The sequence below is a fragment of the Pantoea sp. Pa-EAmG genome (genome assembly GCF_030024295.1).
GTDB classification, from domain to species: Bacteria; Pseudomonadota; Gammaproteobacteria; order Enterobacterales; family Enterobacteriaceae; genus Pantoea; species Pantoea dispersa.
On record NZ_JASEWO010000119.1, the window covers coordinates 1 to 14,871 of the forward strand.

General features: G+C 58.8%; 16 protein-coding genes. 11 read left to right on the forward strand and 5 right to left on the reverse strand.

Annotated features, from left to right (window positions below):
• Positions 1-171: 171 nt before the first annotated feature.
• The 3 genes from aroP to QMM04_RS15455 all read left to right on the forward strand — a co-directional run bounded on the left by aroP (position 172) and on the right by QMM04_RS15455 (position 4,038).
• Positions 172-1,527: an aromatic amino acid transporter AroP gene (aroP, locus tag QMM04_RS15445; protein ID WP_058759500.1), complete on the forward strand. Its 1,356-nt coding sequence runs from the start codon at positions 172-174 to the stop codon at positions 1,525-1,527.
• Between the two features lie 154 nt (positions 1,528-1,681).
• Positions 1,682-3,088, forward strand: a complete 1,407-nt coding sequence (locus tag QMM04_RS15450; protein WP_058780448.1) for an MFS transporter — start codon at positions 1,682-1,684, stop codon at positions 3,086-3,088.
• Positions 3,085-4,038, forward strand: coding sequence for a family 43 glycosylhydrolase (locus QMM04_RS15455; protein ID WP_059010281.1), 954 nt, complete (start codon positions 3,085-3,087; stop codon positions 4,036-4,038). Before QMM04_RS15450 ends, QMM04_RS15455 begins: the two co-directional genes overlap by 4 nt.
• Here the strand turns inward: QMM04_RS15455 and ampE are convergent.
• Together ampE and ampD are read right to left on the reverse strand one after the other, a co-directional pair.
• The gene (ampE, locus tag QMM04_RS15460; protein ID WP_282996478.1) at positions 4,020-4,874 is read right to left on the reverse strand and encodes a beta-lactamase regulator AmpE; all 855 of its coding nucleotides are present in this window, start codon (positions 4,872-4,874) and stop codon (positions 4,020-4,022) included. The two genes, QMM04_RS15455 and ampE, sit on opposite strands and share 19 nt — an antisense overlap.
• 16 nt (positions 4,875-4,890) lie before the next feature.
• Positions 4,891-5,442 (reverse strand): 1,6-anhydro-N-acetylmuramyl-L-alanine amidase AmpD, encoded by a 552-nt coding sequence (ampD, locus tag QMM04_RS15465; RefSeq protein ID WP_010618114.1) that lies wholly within the window; start codon positions 5,440-5,442, stop codon positions 4,891-4,893.
• 182 nt (positions 5,443-5,624) lie between these two features.
• On the opposite strand from ampD, the gene nadC reads away from it, so the two are divergent.
• From nadC to hofC, 4 genes are all read left to right on the forward strand, one after another.
• Positions 5,625-6,521 carry a carboxylating nicotinate-nucleotide diphosphorylase gene (gene nadC / locus QMM04_RS15470; RefSeq protein ID WP_282996479.1) on the forward strand — a complete coding sequence of 299 codons (897 nt, stop codon included), beginning with the start codon at positions 5,625-5,627 and terminating at the stop codon, positions 6,519-6,521.
• Between the two features lie 176 nt (positions 6,522-6,697).
• Positions 6,698-7,147: a prepilin peptidase-dependent pilin gene (gene ppdD / locus QMM04_RS15475; RefSeq protein ID WP_275026315.1), complete on the forward strand. Its 450-nt coding sequence runs from the start codon at positions 6,698-6,700 to the stop codon at positions 7,145-7,147.
• The gene (gspE, locus tag QMM04_RS15480; protein ID WP_058770613.1) at positions 7,140-8,528 is read left to right on the forward strand and encodes a type II secretion system protein GspE; all 1,389 of its coding nucleotides are present in this window, start codon (positions 7,140-7,142) and stop codon (positions 8,526-8,528) included. The genes ppdD and gspE overlap by 8 nt, the downstream gene beginning before the upstream one ends.
• Positions 8,521-9,720 carry a protein transport protein HofC gene (gene hofC / locus QMM04_RS15485; RefSeq protein WP_282996480.1) on the forward strand — a complete coding sequence of 400 codons (1,200 nt, stop codon included), beginning with the start codon at positions 8,521-8,523 and terminating at the stop codon, positions 9,718-9,720. The genes gspE and hofC overlap by 8 nt, the downstream gene beginning before the upstream one ends.
• A gap of 30 nt (positions 9,721-9,750) precedes the next feature.
• On the opposite strand, the gene QMM04_RS15490 is transcribed toward hofC, so the two are convergent.
• Positions 9,751-10,791, reverse strand: a complete 1,041-nt coding sequence (locus tag QMM04_RS15490; protein ID WP_021507548.1) for a GMP reductase — start codon at positions 10,789-10,791, stop codon at positions 9,751-9,753.
• 208 nt (positions 10,792-10,999) lie between these two features.
• On the opposite strand from QMM04_RS15490, the gene coaE reads away from it, so the two are divergent.
• Genes coaE through yacG form a run of 3 tightly spaced genes read left to right on the forward strand, consistent with a single transcriptional unit; the run spans position 11,000 to position 12,562 of the window.
• A complete protein-coding gene (gene coaE / locus QMM04_RS15495; RefSeq protein ID WP_021507549.1) occupies positions 11,000-11,608 on the forward strand; it encodes a dephospho-CoA kinase in 609 nt (202 codons plus the stop codon).
• Between the two features lie 4 nt (positions 11,609-11,612).
• Complete coding sequence (gene zapD, locus QMM04_RS15500; RefSeq protein ID WP_031279701.1) at positions 11,613-12,356, forward strand: cell division protein ZapD; 744 nt, start codon at positions 11,613-11,615, stop codon at positions 12,354-12,356.
• Between the two features lie 8 nt (positions 12,357-12,364).
• A complete protein-coding gene (yacG, locus tag QMM04_RS15505) occupies positions 12,365-12,562 on the forward strand; it encodes a DNA gyrase inhibitor YacG (RefSeq protein ID WP_021507551.1) in 198 nt (65 codons plus the stop codon).
• A gap of 26 nt (positions 12,563-12,588) precedes the next feature.
• Here yacG and mutT read toward each other — a convergent pair whose 3' ends face one another.
• Positions 12,589-12,984 (reverse strand): 8-oxo-dGTP diphosphatase MutT, encoded by a 396-nt coding sequence (gene mutT, locus QMM04_RS15510; RefSeq protein ID WP_010618124.1) that lies wholly within the window; start codon positions 12,982-12,984, stop codon positions 12,589-12,591.
• Positions 12,985-13,170: 186 nt separating this feature from the next.
• Between mutT and QMM04_RS15515 the strand changes: the two genes are divergently transcribed.
• Positions 13,171-13,557 (forward strand): response regulator, encoded by a 387-nt coding sequence (locus tag QMM04_RS15515; RefSeq protein WP_282996481.1) that lies wholly within the window; start codon positions 13,171-13,173, stop codon positions 13,555-13,557.
• A gap of 40 nt (positions 13,558-13,597) precedes the next feature.
• Here QMM04_RS15515 and QMM04_RS15520 read toward each other — a convergent pair.
• Positions 13,598-14,871 (reverse strand): SEC-C metal-binding domain-containing protein (locus tag QMM04_RS15520; RefSeq protein ID WP_282996482.1); only part of this gene is annotated, 1,274 nt, incomplete at its 5' end.

The window sequence follows — 14,871 nt, forward strand, 5'->3', positions numbered from 1 at the left end:
CACAAAAAGCAAAAGCAGGTGCAAAGCGGCGCGCTTATCACTATTCTGGTCGCCAGGGTAGCTCAGGCTTGCACACAGCCCGCCGGATACCGTAAAGAAAAACGTACACAGATAGAACAGCCTTACAGTGCGCGCACTGCAGGTGCACAATAACAACATCATGAGGTTTGTATGGAACAACAGCATGGCGAAACGCTGCATCGCGGCCTGAAAAATCGCCATATTCAGCTGATTGCGCTGGGCGGTGCCGTCGGTACCGGTCTGTTTCTGGGCAGCGCATCAGTGATTAAATCGGCCGGTCCGGCCGTGATTCTCGGCTATGCCATCGCCGGTTTTATTGCCTTCCTGATCATGCGCCAGCTCGGCGAAATGGTGGTGGAAGAGCCGGTGGCCGGCAGCTTTAGCCACTTCGCCTATAAATACTGGGGCAACTTTGCCGGCTTTGCCTCCGGCTGGAACTACTGGGTGCTGTATGTGCTGGTGGCGATGGCTGAACTCACCGCCGTCGGCAAATATATTCAGTTCTGGTGGCCGGAATTCCCCACCTGGGCCACTGCGGCTATCTTCTTTGTGGTGATCAACGCCATCAACCTGACCAACGTCAAAGTGTTCGGTGAGATGGAGTTCTGGTTCGCGATTATCAAAGTGGTGGCGGTCATCGGTATGATCCTGTTTGGCGGCTGGCTGCTGTTTAGCGGAAACGGCGGCCCACAGGCCAGCGTAAGCAACCTGTGGAACCAGGGCGGTTTCCTGCCACACGGCGTCAGCGGGCTGGTGATGATGATGGCGATCATCATGTTCTCCTTCGGTGGCCTTGAACTGGTGGGTATCACCGCCGCAGAAGCCGACAATCCACAAGAGAGCATCCCTAAAGCCACCAACCAGGTGCTGTGGCGTATCCTGATTTTCTACATCGGCTCGCTGGCGGTGTTGCTGTCCCTGCTGCCATGGACGCGCGTCACCGAAGAGACCAGCCCGTTTGTGCTGATCTTCCACGAACTGGGTGATGCGCTGGTGGCGAATGCGCTCAACGTGGTGATCCTGACCGCCGCGCTGTCGGTGTATAACAGCTGTGTTTACTGTAACAGCCGCATGCTGTTCGGCCTCGCGCAGCAGGGCAACGCGCCAAAAGCGCTGCTGAAAGTGGATCGTCGTGGTGTCCCGGTGGCGACCATTCTGGTCTCGGCGGTAGCCACTGCGCTGTGCGTGTTGATTAACTATCTGATGCCGGGCGAAGCCTTCGGCCTGCTGATGTCGCTGGTGGTCTCCGCGCTGGTCATCAACTGGGCGATGATCAGCCTCGCGCACCTGAAATTCCGCAAGAAAAAAGACCAGCAGGGCGTGACCACCCGTTTCAGGGCGGTGCTGTATCCGCTGGGTAACTGGATCTGCCTGCTGTTCCTGGCGGCCATTCTGGTGATCATGCTAATGACGCCGGGCATGGCAATTTCAGTGTGGCTGATTCCGGTGTGGCTGCTGGTGCTGGCCGTGGGTTATACCGTTAAAAATCGGGTACAGAAAGCCTGATGCTTCACCGGGCCCGGCACGCTGCTGCCGGGCCGATCCGCTTCACACTTTTCCCCGCCCGCGTATTTTGTCCATCATCCTGACCGATTGTTCCCCACCAGGTTACTGATTTAACGCTGATAATTTTTGCTCCACTTGTCGCAGGAGACGACTGATGAAAGGAGCAGCCCTCTCGTTCAGAGAAAAACTGGGATACGGCATGGGTGACGCCGGATGCAACATGATCGGCGGTGCCATCATGCTGTTCCTTAACTACTTCTACACCGATGTATTTGGCCTCGCCCCGGCGCTGGTCGGCACGCTGTTGCTGTCGGTACGGGTGCTGGATGCAGTGACCGATCCGATAATGGGCGCGATTGCCGACCGCACGCAGAGCCGCTGGGGACGCTTTCGCCCGTGGCTGCTGTGGATATCGCTGCCCTACGTGCTATTCAGCGTGCTGATGTTTACCACCCCGGACTGGAGTTATGAAAACAAGGTGATCTGGGCATTTGTCACCTATTTCCTGATGTCGCTGACCTACACCGCCATCAATATTCCTTACTGCTCGCTGGGCGGCGTCATCACCAACGATCCCGGTGAACGCGTCTCCTGCCAGTCATACCGCTTTGTCATGGTGGGCATCGCCACGCTGATCCTCTCGCTGTCGCTGCTGCCGATGGCCGAGTGGTTTGGCGGTGACAACAAAGCGCGCGGCTATCAGCTGGCGATGAGCGTACTGGCGCTGATTGGCCTGGTGATGTTTCTGTTCTGTTTTGCCACGGTGCGCGAGCGTATTCGCCCGGCGGTACCGAGCAACGATGATCTGAAGAAAGATTTGCGCGATGTATGGAAGAACGATCAGTGGGTGCGCATTCTGCTGCTGACGTTCTGTAATGTCTGTCCCGGTTTTATTCGCATGGCCGCCACCATGTATTACGTCACCTGGGTGATGGGCCAGTCGACGCACTTTGCCACGCTGTTTATCAGCCTGGGCGTCATCGGCATGATGCTGGGCAGCACACTGGCGAAAGTCCTCACCGATCGCTGGTGCAAGCTCAAGGTGTTTTTCTGGACCAACATTGCGCTGGCGCTGTTCTCCAGCGGCTTTTACTGGATCGATCCGCACGCCACCGTCACCGTGGTAATTGCTTATTTCCTGCTGAACATCCTGCACCAAATCCCGTCGCCGCTGCACTGGTCACTGATGGCTGATGTCGATGACTACGGCGAATGGAAAACCGGTAAACGCATCACCGGGATCAGCTTCTCCGGCAACCTGTTTTTCCTCAAGGTCGGACTGGCGGTAGCGGGTGCCATGGTCGGGTTTTTATTGTCGATGTATGGCTATGACGCAGCGGCGAAACAGCAGTCTGCCAGCGCGCTTAACGGCATTGTGCTGCTGTTTACCCTGATCCCCGGCGTCGGCTATCTGATCACCGCCGGCGTAGTGCGCCTGCTGAAAGTGGACCGCGCGCTGATGCGCACCATCCAGCAGGATCTCGCGCTGCGTCGCGCCAACTTCCATGACCTGTCCGCCCCTGTTCGCCGCGCAACCTCACAACCAGGAGAAATTAAATGAGCTGGCCTAACCCGTTTATTACGCAACGTGCCGATCCGTTTATATTGCGCCACGGCGATGGCTACTATTTTATCGCTTCGGTGCCCGAGTACGATCGGCTGGAGCTGCGCTATGCCAGCACGCTTAACGGCCTGATTACCGCCCCGGCCACAACCGTGTGGCATAAACCGGACAGTGGTCCCTGCAGCGCCCTGATCTGGGCACCGGAACTGCACCTGATTAATGGCCAGTGGGTGATTTACTTTGCCGCCGCGCCGTCCCGCGAAATCAAAGAGGGGCTGTTTCAGCACCGTATGTACGCGCTGGTATGTGACGATGCCGATCCGCTCAGCGGTCACTGGCAGCCGTGCCGCCGCGTGCAAACCCACCTCGATACCTTCGCCCTTGACGCCACCCACTTCGTGCATCAGGGTAAAAACTGGTATCTGTGGGCGCAAAAAGACCCGGCCATTCCCGGTAACTCCAACCTTTATCTGGCGGAATTACTGAATCCGTGGACGCTGAAAACCCAGCCGCTGATGCTCAGCCGGCCGGAGTATGAGTGGGAGTGTGCCGGCTTTAGCGTTAATGAGGGACCGGCGGTAATTCGCCATGGCGAGCGGCTGTTTGTCACCTACTCAGCCAGCGCCACGGATGAAAATTACTGCCTCGGCATACTGAGTATTGACGCGCAGGCCGATCCGCTCGACATCAGCGCATGGCACAAATCGGCGCGGCCGGTATTTGCCACCAGCTGGGATAATCACCAGTACGGTCCGGGGCATAACAGTTTTACCGTGGATGAAGCAGGACGGGATGTGCTGGTGTATCACGCACGGAATTACACCGAAATTGAGGGCGATCCGCTGTGGGATCCCAACCGCCATACGCGGCTTAAATATTTTGTCTGGCGCGAAGACGGCACACCGGATTTCGGCGTGCCGCCTGCCGATCACACTAACGTGCCGTAGATAGTCAGCAGCGCCACTACCACGACCAGCACCAGCGAAACGCGTTTGGCCAGCGCCACGGCAACCCGTGGCGTTTCCACTTTATCCAGATGCGGATCGCGCGCCAGCGAGAACTGCGCCAGGCTGGTCAGCACCTGATACTGTGGACGATGCAGATCGCTGAGCGCGGCAAACCATGCCGGCAGCGCACGCTCGCCATGGCCGAGCAGCGCATAAGCCACACCGGCCAGCCGCACCGGAATCCAGTCCAGCACGTGCAGAATGCGATCGATGCCGGACTGTGCGCGTTCCAGCGGGGAACGGTGTTTTGCCAGCCAGCTCTGCCAGGCGCGCAGAAACGCATACCCCACCAGCAACACCGGCCCGTAAGGGCCACCGACCACAAACCAGAACAGCGGCGCAAGATAGAAGCGGAAATTAATCCAGATCAGCGCGTTTTGCAGCGCCTGCAGAAATTCGCGCTCGCTACAGTCAACCGGCACGCCGTGAATCAGCGTCAGCTCTGCCGCCATCGCCTGATGGGCCGCTTCATCATCGTGGCTCGCCGCTTTAAGATACTGATGATAATGCAGCCGCACCGAGCCGGCACCAATGCACAGCAAACCGACCACAATCCAGAACAGCAGCTGCGCCACGCCAAACAGAATGCCCTTCAGGCTCCACACCACCACCCAGACCAGCAGCATGGCGATCACGGTCATCAGCAGCGTACGCAGCAACGAGAAGCGCTGGCGACCGCGAAACAGCGGCTCAAGCCGATGATCCAGCTGCCAGTGTTCACCTAATTTAAAAAGGCGTTCCCAACCCAAAACTAACAACAAACTAAACAACGTCATACCTGCTCCTGCGGTGTCAGGGGTGCTCCTGCCCGATAGCCTGTTTATAGCGTATCCAGTCAAATGCCGGACCGGGATCGGTCTTGCGTTCCGGCGCAACATCGCTGTGACCGGTGATACGCTGCGGCGTCAGCGGATAATGCTGCATCAGCAGGCGGGTAACCTGCTGCAGCGTAGCGTACTGGGCATCGGTGTAGGGCAGCGTATCAGTGCCTTCCAGCTCAATGCCCATGGAGAAATCGTTGCAGTTTTCCCGTCCGGCAAACTGCGAAATGCCGGCATGCCAGGCGCGCTGGTCAAAGGAAACATACTGTACCAGCTCACCGTCACGGCGAATCAGACAGTGCGCCGCCACGCGTAACTGGGCGATATCCGCAAAATAGGGATGCGCATCAGCCGGTAGCGTACCGGTGAACAGCCGGTCGATCCACGGACCGCCAAATTCGCCCGGCGGCAAACTGATGTTATGAATGATCAGCAGCGACGGCGCTTCGTTATCCGGCCGCGCATTAAAGTGCGGCGACGGCACCTTGCGTGCGCTCGTGATCCAGCCGTGTTCCAGTTTCATGCCTGTTATCCTGAACAAAATCTGGCTGAGAATACCATGATTCCACCTCGCTGCTTGTGACTTAATGCGTTATGGCATCAGCAAGTTAAGGATACTAAACATTTCACCTGGCGCGTCTGGCAATAGCTGCAAAATCAGGCTAAGGTGAGCGCACGTAATCCGCAGGGTGGAGCCGCAAAATCATGGTGTCGCGTCGTTATAATCCCGAACATCGTCGTCAGGAATTGCTTAAACGTATTCAGCTGGATATCCCGGAAACCGTGGCGCGCGCGCTTCAGGAGGATTTAGGCGGTGACATTGACGCTGACCGCGACATCACCGCCCAGCTTTTGCCGCAGGCGGCGCAGGCTGAAGCGCGCGTTATCACCCGCGAAGCCGGTGTTTTCTGTGGTAAACGCTGGGTGGAAGAAGTGTTTATCCAGCTGGGCAATAACGTTTCCATTACCTGGCACGTCGAAGACGGCCAACCGCTGGTGGCCGATCAGCTGCTGTTTGAATTAAAGGGGCCGGCGCGGTTGCTGCTGACGGCAGAACGCACCGCGTTAAACTTTGTGCAGACGCTCTCCGGCGTGGCGACAGCCGTGAACCGCTATGTGGCGCTCTTGTCTGGCAGCAATACCCAGCTGCTGGATACGCGCAAAACCCTGCCCGGGCTGCGCACCGCGCTCAAGTATGCGGTGCTGTGCGGCGGCGGGCAGAATCATCGCCTGGGCCTGTCCGACGCTTTCCTGATCAAAGAAAACCACATCATTGCCAGCGGTTCGGTCAGTAAAGCGGTGGAGAAAGCCCTGTGGCTGCACCCGGATGTGCCGGTCGAGGTGGAAGTGGAAAGTCTCAGCGAACTGCAGCTGGCGCTGGCGGCCGGTGCCGACATCATCATGCTGGATAACTTCACGCTGGCGATGATGCAGCAGGCGGTTACGCTGACGGCGAAGCGCGCGCTGCTGGAGGTGTCCGGCAACGTGACGGAGATGACGCTGCCGCAGATCGCCGCCACCGGAGTGGATTATGTCTCGGTGGGCGCGCTGACTAAGCACGTGCAGGCGCTCGATCTGTCGATGCGTTTTCGCGAAGTCTGACGTAAGGCCATGCCGCCGGCGCTGGCGGCAAATTGCGAGCCGGCTTCCATCATCATGTGGCTTCGCCTGTAACGCGCTACATTGTCTGCGCGCCCCTTTCCGGGATTGAAACGCGCCCCCTTCCGCTTTTCCCCGCCCTTTTTTACCGTTGCGGCTCCACAACAAGGAGCCTCATTATGGATAAACAACGCGGTTTTACCCTGATCGAGCTGATGATTGTCATCGGTATCGTCGCCATCCTCAGCGCCATTGGCCTGCCCGCTTACCAAAATTATCTGCAACGTGCCGCGCTGACCGACATGCTGCAAACCATGGTGCCCTATAAAACTGCCGTGGAGCTGTGCGCCATTGAGCGCGGCGGACCGGCGCAGTGTCAGGCCGGCGAGCGCGGTATTCCCGCCGCCAAAGGCTCGCGCTATGTGGCGAACCTGAGCGTGGTTAATGGTGCCATTACGCTGACCGGCCAGGAGAGCCTGACGGGGTTAACCGTTGCAATGTTGCCGATATGGAATGCGGCGGAAGGCGTACTCAGCTGGCAACGCAGCTGCACCAGCGACAACGCCAGCCTGCGCGACAGCTGCCTTGAGCAGTTCCGCTTTGCCGACAAGGAAGAAAACAATGGATAAGCCGGATAGCACCCTGCAGGCGCTGTGTGCCCGCTATCAGGCCGTGATACTGCACCATGACGCCACGCACTTGCGCGTGGCGGTCGCGGACGCGCCAGACCCGCTGTTGTTAGAGGCGCTGCAGTTTGCCAGCCAGTGCGCAGTCGAGGTTGAGTGCTGGCCCGCCGCACGGCTGGAGCAGCTGCTGCACCAGCCAGAAAGCAGTGCGGCACCGCGCGAACAGGCCAGCGCCGAGTCCGCTATTCACGCGGTGGATCAGATTCTGCGCCAGGCCATACAGCGACGCGCCTCCGATGTGCACTTTGAACCGCAGCGTCACGGGCTGCGCGTGCGGCTGCGGATTGACGGCGTGCTGCATCCGCTGCCGCAGTTACCGGATGCCCCACCCGCCGCCGTGCTGGCACGGTTGAAAATTCTCGGCGGTCTGGATATCGCGGAGCGTCGGCTGCCGCAGGATGGCCAGTTCAGTCTGGAGATGGATGACAAACCGGCGGCGTTCCGCCTGTCGACCCTGCCGGTCAGCCAGGGGGAAAAAGCGGTGGTGCGCCTGCTGCAAAGCGAAAACAGCGCCATTGCGCTCGATAAGCTGGGCATGCCGGTGCCACAGCTGCGCCTGCTGAAAAACGCGCTGGCCAAACCGCAGGGGCTGATTCTGGTCACCGGCCCAACCGGCAGCGGCAAAACCTTTACGCTGTACAGCAGCCTGAGCGCCCTCAACGTGCCGGAGAAAAACGTCTGCAGCGTGGAGGACCCGCTGGAAATTCCGCTACAGGGGATTAACCAGACGCAGGTACAGCCACGGAGCGGTCTCGACTTTAACCGCGTCCTGCGCGCGCTGCTGCGGCAGGATCCGGACGTCATTATGATCGGCGAAATCCGTGATGCTGAAACCGCCAGCATCGCCGTAAAAGCGGCGCAGACCGGACATCTGGTGCTCTCAACCTTGCACACCAACTCGACGGCCGAAACCCTGACCCGCTTACGGCAGATGGACATTCCCGGCTATCTGCTTGGCCCAGCGTTACAGCTGGTGGTGGCGCAGCGGCTGGTGCGCCGTTTGTGCGTGCACTGTCGTCAGCCGGGCCAGGCGATTGCCCATCTGCCCGGCGACATGTGGCCCGGCACGCTGCAAACCTGGCGTGCGCCCGGCTGCGATCACTGCTTCTCGGGTTATTACGGCCGCCTGGCGCTGTTTGAAATCCTGCCGATGAGCAGCAGGTTGCAGAACGCTATCTCGGCTGATATGCCGCTGGAGCACCTGCTGACGCTGGCCGCGGAGCAGGGAATGAAAACGCTGCTGACCGCCGGGCTGGAGGCGGTGAGCCGCGGCGACACCTCTTTCGAGGAGATGCAGCGCGTGGTGGGCCTTGGCAATGGCTAATCGCTACCAGTTTAACTGGCAGGCACTGGACAGTATGGGCCTGCTGCAGGAGGGCGAGTCGCTGCAGCCCACGCAGGATGCCCTGCTCGGCCAGCTGGGCGATCGCGGCATGCTGGTGGTGAGCTGGCAGCGCGGGAAATGCTGGCGCGCGCGTGACTGGAAGTGGCAGCAGAAAATTGACCTGATGCGCCAGCTGGCGACGTTGCTGAAAGCCGGGCTGCCGCTGGCGGAGAGTCTGACATTGCTGGCCAGCGGCCATCCTCATGCAGGCTGGCGCGTGCTGCTGAGCCTTCTGCAACAGCGGGTCATGGCCGGAGAGCCGTTTTCTCAGGCGCTGCGCGCCTGGCCGGATATTTTCCCGCCGCTGTTTCCTGCACTGATGCAGGTTGGTGAGCTGACCGGGCAACTGGACGAGTGCTGCCGTCAGCTGGCACTACAGCAGAGCAGGCAACAGTTTCTGCGCCAGAAAGTGGTGAAAGCGTTGCGCTATCCGCTGTTTATCCTGCTGGTGGCGCTGGCAGTCAGCGCCGGGATGCTGCTGTTTGTGCTGCCGGAATTTGTTGCGGTGTACGCCAGTTTTGACGCACCGCTGCCGGCCTTTACCGCCGGCGTGATGGCGCTGTCGGCGCTGTTGCAGCAGGCGGCGCTGCCGCTGCTGTTGTGCGGTGTGGCGTCCGGGTGGCTGGCGCGTCTCACCTACCGACGATCCGTTGCGTGGCAAAAGCGCAGCCAGCAGTGGCTGCTGCGGCTTCCGCTGCTGGCCCCGTTGTGGCGCGGCGGTCAGCTCAGCCAGATATACGCAATTCTGCAACTGACGCAGCAGGCCGGGCTGACGCTGCTGCAAAGCCTGCAGGCGGTGGAAGTGACGCTGGCCGCGCGACTGTGGCGCGATGCCATCGTGGCGTTACAGCAGCACATTGCCGCTGGCGCGCCGCTGCATCAGGCGCTACAGGGACATCCGCTGTTTACGCCGCTGTGCGCTCAGCTGATCCGCGTCGGTGAAGAGGCCGGTGCGCTGGATGTGATGCTGGCGCGGCTGGCGGAGTGGCACGAAGCGCAAACGCTGACCCGCGCAGATAGCCTCGCCGCTTCGCTGGAGCCGTTGATGATGGTGGTGATTGGCGGAATTGTCGGCACGCTGGTCATTGCCATGTATCTGCCGGTATTTGGTCTGGGAGACGCCATACGTTAAACGGGCGCACGCGGCGCCCGTTGCGGCACATCAGCGGTTAAAGACGCGGTTTTCCTGCTCTGCCACACGAATAAAGGTGGTGCGTTTGGTCAGCTCTTTCAGGCGCTCTGCGCCGACGTAAGTACAGGCCGAACGCAGTCCGCCGAGGATATCTTTCACCGTCTCCGCGACCGGTCCACGCAGCGGCAGACGAACGGTTTTACCTTCTGCGGCGCGGTAGCCCGCCACACCGCCCACATGACGTTTCATCGCGGATTCGGAGCTCATGCCGTAGAACAGCATGAACTGCTCGCCCTGCTCTTCAACAAGAGTGCCTTCGCACTCATCGTGTGCCGCCAGCATGCCGCCGAGCATCACGAAGTCAGCGCCGCCGCCGAACGCCTTGGCGATATCGCCCGGCACGGCGCAACCACCGTCACTGACAATCTGCCCACCGAGGCCGTGCGCCGCATCAGCACACTCAATCACCGCAGAGAGTTGCGGATAGCCAACGCCGGTTTTGACGCGCGTGGTGCAGACCGATCCCGGGCCGATTCCCACCTTCACAATGTCGGCACCGGACAGAATCAGCTCTTCGACCATTTCACCGGTCACCACATTCCCGGCACAAATGGTTTTCCCCGGGAAGCTTTCCCGCGCGCGCTGCAGGAAGGCAACAAAGTGCTCGGAGTAGCCGTTTGCCACATCAATACAGATAAAATTGAGCTGGGGCGACAGCGCGAGGATCGCGCTTAACTTTGTGAAATCTGCTTCTGAGGTCCCGGTGGAGACCATCACGTGGCTGAGCACTGTAGCCGGTACGCGCTGGATAAAGGTCTGCCACGCTTCAACACTGTAGTGCTTGTGAACGGCGGTCAGCACGTTAAAGCCTGCCAGCGCTTCGGCCATGGTAAAGGTGCCGACGGTATCCATGTTGGCGGCAATCACCGGAACGCCGGACCAGGCGAGGCCTGAATGTTTGAAGGTGAACGTGCGTTCCAGCTCAACCTCGGAACGGCTTTTCAGCGTGGAGCGTTTCGGGCGGATCAATACATCTTTAAAGCCCAGTTTTACATCTTCTTCGATACGCATAGCAGAGTGTCCTGGTTAGTGACGACGAACCGCAGTTCGGGTAGCGCTCACGGCTCCAGTGTCGTTATCATACGCGCCATTCGTTCCGCGACAAGACTGCGAATTTCACTTTATTTAAGCTACAATCCGTTAAATTTAGCTGAGAAAACCGATTGTGATCGGGCTCTCATCACGCTGCGGCAGATGAGAAAAATGTTGAGAGAACGCTATGCCTTTTACCGTTGCACTGACCGGCGGCATTGGTAGTGGTAAAAGCACCATTGCTGATGCTTTTGCCGCGCTGAACGTCGACATCATAGATGCCGATGTGATTGCCCGCGAGGTGGTTGAACCGGGCACACCTGCGCTCAGTGCGATTGTGAAACGCCACGGAGAATCGATTCTGACCGCAGAAGGCACGCTTTATCGCGCGCGTTTGCGGGAAATTATTTTCCAGCAGCCGCAAGAGAAAAACTGGCTCAATCAACTGTTGCATCCGCTGATTAACGCCCGTACCCAGCAGCTGAAGGCGCAGGCAGCTTCGCCTTACGTCATGTGGGTAGTGCCGCTGCTGGTAGAAAATGGTCTGCAGCATCAGGCTGACCGGGTATTAGTCGTGGATGTCGATGAGGCCACGCAGCTGCAGCGCACCCGCCAGCGTGATGGTATCTCTCTCAGCCAGGCGCAACGGATTCTTGCCGCGCAGGCCAGCCGTCAGCAGCGTTTAGCCTGCGCGGATGACATCATTGATAACAGCGGCACGCCGGAACAGGCTTTGCCGCGCGTTGCTGAACTTCACCAGCGCTATTTACGCCTGGCAGCAACCGGACGGGATTAATATCATGAGCACAGTGGTTCTGTTTGAACACCCATTGAATGAGAAAATGCGCACCTGGCTGCGCGTGGAGTTTTTGATTAACCAGCTGGACGAAACGCTGCCGGTCAACAGCTCGGTTGCCGCACTGGGTGTATTTCGTATTATTGGCGACTTGCTGGATATCTTCGAACGCGGCGATATGCGCACCGAGCTGTTAAAAGAGCTGGAGCGTCAGCAGCAAAAACTGCGTGCCTGGCTGGATGTGCCGGGTGTCGATGAACACACCGTCAGCCAGCTGCGCGAACAGCTAAAGCAGCAGTCCAGCGAGCTGATGGCCGCGCCGCGCATGGGTCAGCAGCTGCGCGAAGACCGGCTGATTGCCTCCGTACGTCAGCGCCTGAGCATTCCCGGCGGCTGCTGCAGTTTTGATCTGCCGGGTTTACACATCTGGCTGCACCAGCCACAGGCGCTGCGCGATACCCTGGTGAATAGCTGGCTGGCCTCGCTCGATCCGCTGCGCAACAGCCTGACGATGATCCTCAACCTGATTCGTCAGTCAGGCGTGTTTCGCCATCAGACCAGCCTCAACGGCTTTTATCAGGATAACGCCGAAGGGTCCGACCTGCTGCGCCTGCAGCTGACGCTGGAAGATGCGCTCTATCCGCAGGTCTCTGGTCATAAAAGCCGCTATGCCATCCGCTTTTTACCGCTCGATAGCGAACGCGGCGAAGTACCGGCGCGACTGAATTTTGAATTAGCCTGTTGTTAGAGGATGTTATGCAGGAAGAGATGATTACCGTACCTTGCCCCAACTGCGGTAAAGCCGTGATGTGGGATGAACTCAGCCCGTGGCGCCCGTTTTGCAGCAAACGCTGTCAGTTGATCGATCTGGGTGAGTGGGCCGCTGAAGAGAAACGCATTCCCAGCAGCGGAGACATGACGGAGAGTGACGACTGGAGTGAAGAGCAGTCGTGATCGGCAGGGGCACGCGGCCCCTGAGTTTAAATCTCGCCCGCCACTAAGCGGGCAATCAGGGCGTGGTTGGCAGGTGGAAATTCATCAGCCACTAAATCACGCTGCTCGACCCAACGCTGCGGCTGACCTTCGCGTCCCCACGGCTCACCCTGCCAGCCCTCCACCAGGAAAAAATGCAGCGTAACACGCAGGTCATCGTAACTGTGGTCGGCCTGACCAATCGCTTTCGCCGCCGTCACTTCAATACCGGTTTCTTCCATTAGCTCACGTTTTAACGCCTGTTCTGCGCTTTCGTGCTGTTCAATTTTTCCGCCCGGGAACTCCCATTTGTTGGCCATGTGGGAGCTTGCTGCGCGCTGGGCAAGAAAGATCTGACGACTGGCATTGCGAATGATGCCCACCGCCACCTGCAGGTGTTTCATAAGCTGGATTCCGCTTGTAGTGAGTGAGCGCTGATTTTAAAGCAGACGCCGGACGATGTTAACTGCTGTCGGCTTCACCGCGATCCTGTCGCACAGATTCCAGTTATTAAGACAGGTCGTAATGATCGCACGGCGCCATGTTGGGAATACTCGCAGCCACTTTACTCTAAGCCAGGCCGACTACACATGGAACGCAAACTAACAACGTTTCTGGCGCAAGACGCACAGAAACAGATGAATACCTTACGCCATTTGGTTTTTCACGACATCCTGACGCTCGACAGCGCGCAGAACACCTTAACCTGGTGGCCAGAGCAGAAGACCATCCCGCTTAATGAAGCGCAGAAGCGCTTCTTCTCCTGCCTGCTGCTGCGCATCACGTCCAAACGGCAGATCATTGCCACAGTATGGAATGAGAGCTATCCGGGGATCAGCGATAACAACTATCACCAGCTGCTGTTTCAGAGCCGGGCGTTGCTGAAACGCTATGGTTTGCCGGATGGGCTGCTGGTTACGCTGCCCTACCGTGGCGTGCGGCTGAATGAGGAGAAGCTGATGGCGATTACCCGCTAATCAGCCAAAGAAAAAGGAGCCCGCGGGCTCCTTTTTGTTATCAGGCCAGACGACCGTGACACTGTTTGTATTTTTTACCTGAGCCGCATGGGCACGGATCGTTACGTCCCACTTTTCGCTCACCGCCCTGTGCCGCCAGTGCAGCGGCCGCTGCGGTGTCGTCATCGACGTGACTGAGCTGCTGCTGCTGTGCCAGGCGCTCTGCTTCTTCACGACGCTGCTGCTCCATCGCTTCCACTTCTTCCGGCATCCGCACCTGCACTTTGCTCAGGGTGCTGATCACTTCGTACTTCAGCGACTCCAGCATCGCGGCAAACATGGCGAAAGATTCACGTTTGTACTCCTGCTTCGGATCCTTCTGCGCATAGCCACGCAGATGGATACCCTGACGCAGATAGTCCATCGCCGCCAGATGCTCTTTCCACAGCGAGTCGAGCGTTTGCAGCATCACGCCTTTTTCGAAGTTGCGCATCATTTCTGCGCCGACCACTTCTTCTTTCGCCGCATAGTTTTCGCTGGCGCGGCTCATGATGCGCTCACGCAGCGTCTCTTCATGCAGATCCGGCTCTTTATCCAGCCACTCGGCAATCGGCAGATCCAGATCGAAATCATTGCGCAGACGCTCTTCCAGCCCCGGGACGTCCCACATCTCTTCCAGCGACTGCGGCGGAATGTAAGTGTCGATAGTGGCTTTGAACACATCTTCACGGATGCTGTTGATGGTGTCCGAAACGTCAGAGACATCCAGCAGTTCGTTACGCTGGCTGTAAATGGCGCGGCGCTGATCGTTAGCCACGTCGTCGTATTCCAGCAGCTGTTTACGGATATCGAAGTTGCGGCTTTCAACTTTGCGCTGCGCATTAGCAATCGCTTTGGTTACCCACGGATGCTCAATCGCTTCACCCGGCTTCATACCCAGCTTACGCATCATGTTGGACACACGATCGGAGGCAAAGATACGCATCAGCGCATCTTCCATCGACAGATAGAAGCGCGAAGAACCGGCGTCACCCTGACGGCCCGCACGGCCGCGCAGCTGGTTATCGATACGGCGTGATTCGTGGCGTTCGGTACCGATAATGTGCAGACCGCCTGCCGCCAGCACCGCATCATGGCGCAATTTCCACGCCGCCTTGATGGCTTCAATCTGCTCTTCCGTCGGGTTTTCCAGCGCGGCCACTTCCGCCTGCCAGCTACCGCCGAGCATGATGTCCGTACCACGACCGGCCATGTTGGTCGCGATGGTTACCGCGGCTGGCTGACCTGCCTGTGCCACGATATCCGCTTCGCTGGCGTGGAACTTGGCGTTCAGTA

What these genes read in the sequence shown, in the direction of transcription:
- aroP (WP_058759500.1), top strand. Translation starts at nt 172, where the DNA reads ATGGAACAACAGCATGGCGAAACGCTGCATCGCGGCCTGAAAAATCGC.
- coaE (WP_021507549.1), top strand. Translation starts at nt 11,000, where the DNA reads ATGCCTTTTACCGTTGCACTGACCGGCGGCATTGGTAGTGGTAAAAGC.
- nadC (WP_282996479.1), top strand. Translation starts at nt 5,625, where the DNA reads ATGGTGTCGCGTCGTTATAATCCCGAACATCGTCGTCAGGAATTGCTT.
- QMM04_RS15455 (WP_059010281.1), top strand. Translation starts at nt 3,085, where the DNA reads ATGAGCTGGCCTAACCCGTTTATTACGCAACGTGCCGATCCGTTTATA.
- QMM04_RS15490 (WP_021507548.1), bottom strand. Translation starts at nt 10,791, where the DNA reads ATGCGTATCGAAGAAGATGTAAAACTGGGCTTTAAAGATGTATTGATC.
- yacG (WP_021507551.1), top strand. Translation starts at nt 12,365, where the DNA reads ATGCAGGAAGAGATGATTACCGTACCTTGCCCCAACTGCGGTAAAGCC.
- mutT (WP_010618124.1), bottom strand. Translation starts at nt 12,984, where the DNA reads ATGAAACACCTGCAGGTGGCGGTGGGCATCATTCGCAATGCCAGTCGT.
- QMM04_RS15450 (WP_058780448.1), top strand. Translation starts at nt 1,682, where the DNA reads ATGAAAGGAGCAGCCCTCTCGTTCAGAGAAAAACTGGGATACGGCATG.
- ppdD (WP_275026315.1), top strand. Translation starts at nt 6,698, where the DNA reads ATGGATAAACAACGCGGTTTTACCCTGATCGAGCTGATGATTGTCATC.
- hofC (WP_282996480.1), top strand. Translation starts at nt 8,521, where the DNA reads ATGGCTAATCGCTACCAGTTTAACTGGCAGGCACTGGACAGTATGGGC.
- QMM04_RS15515 (WP_282996481.1), top strand. Translation starts at nt 13,171, where the DNA reads ATGGAACGCAAACTAACAACGTTTCTGGCGCAAGACGCACAGAAACAG.
- ampD (WP_010618114.1), bottom strand. Translation starts at nt 5,442, where the DNA reads ATGAAACTGGAACACGGCTGGATCACGAGCGCACGCAAGGTGCCGTCG.
- gspE (WP_058770613.1), top strand. Translation starts at nt 7,140, where the DNA reads ATGGATAAGCCGGATAGCACCCTGCAGGCGCTGTGTGCCCGCTATCAG.
- zapD (WP_031279701.1), top strand. Translation starts at nt 11,613, where the DNA reads ATGAGCACAGTGGTTCTGTTTGAACACCCATTGAATGAGAAAATGCGC.
- ampE (WP_282996478.1), bottom strand. Translation starts at nt 4,874, where the DNA reads ATGACGTTGTTTAGTTTGTTGTTAGTTTTGGGTTGGGAACGCCTTTTT.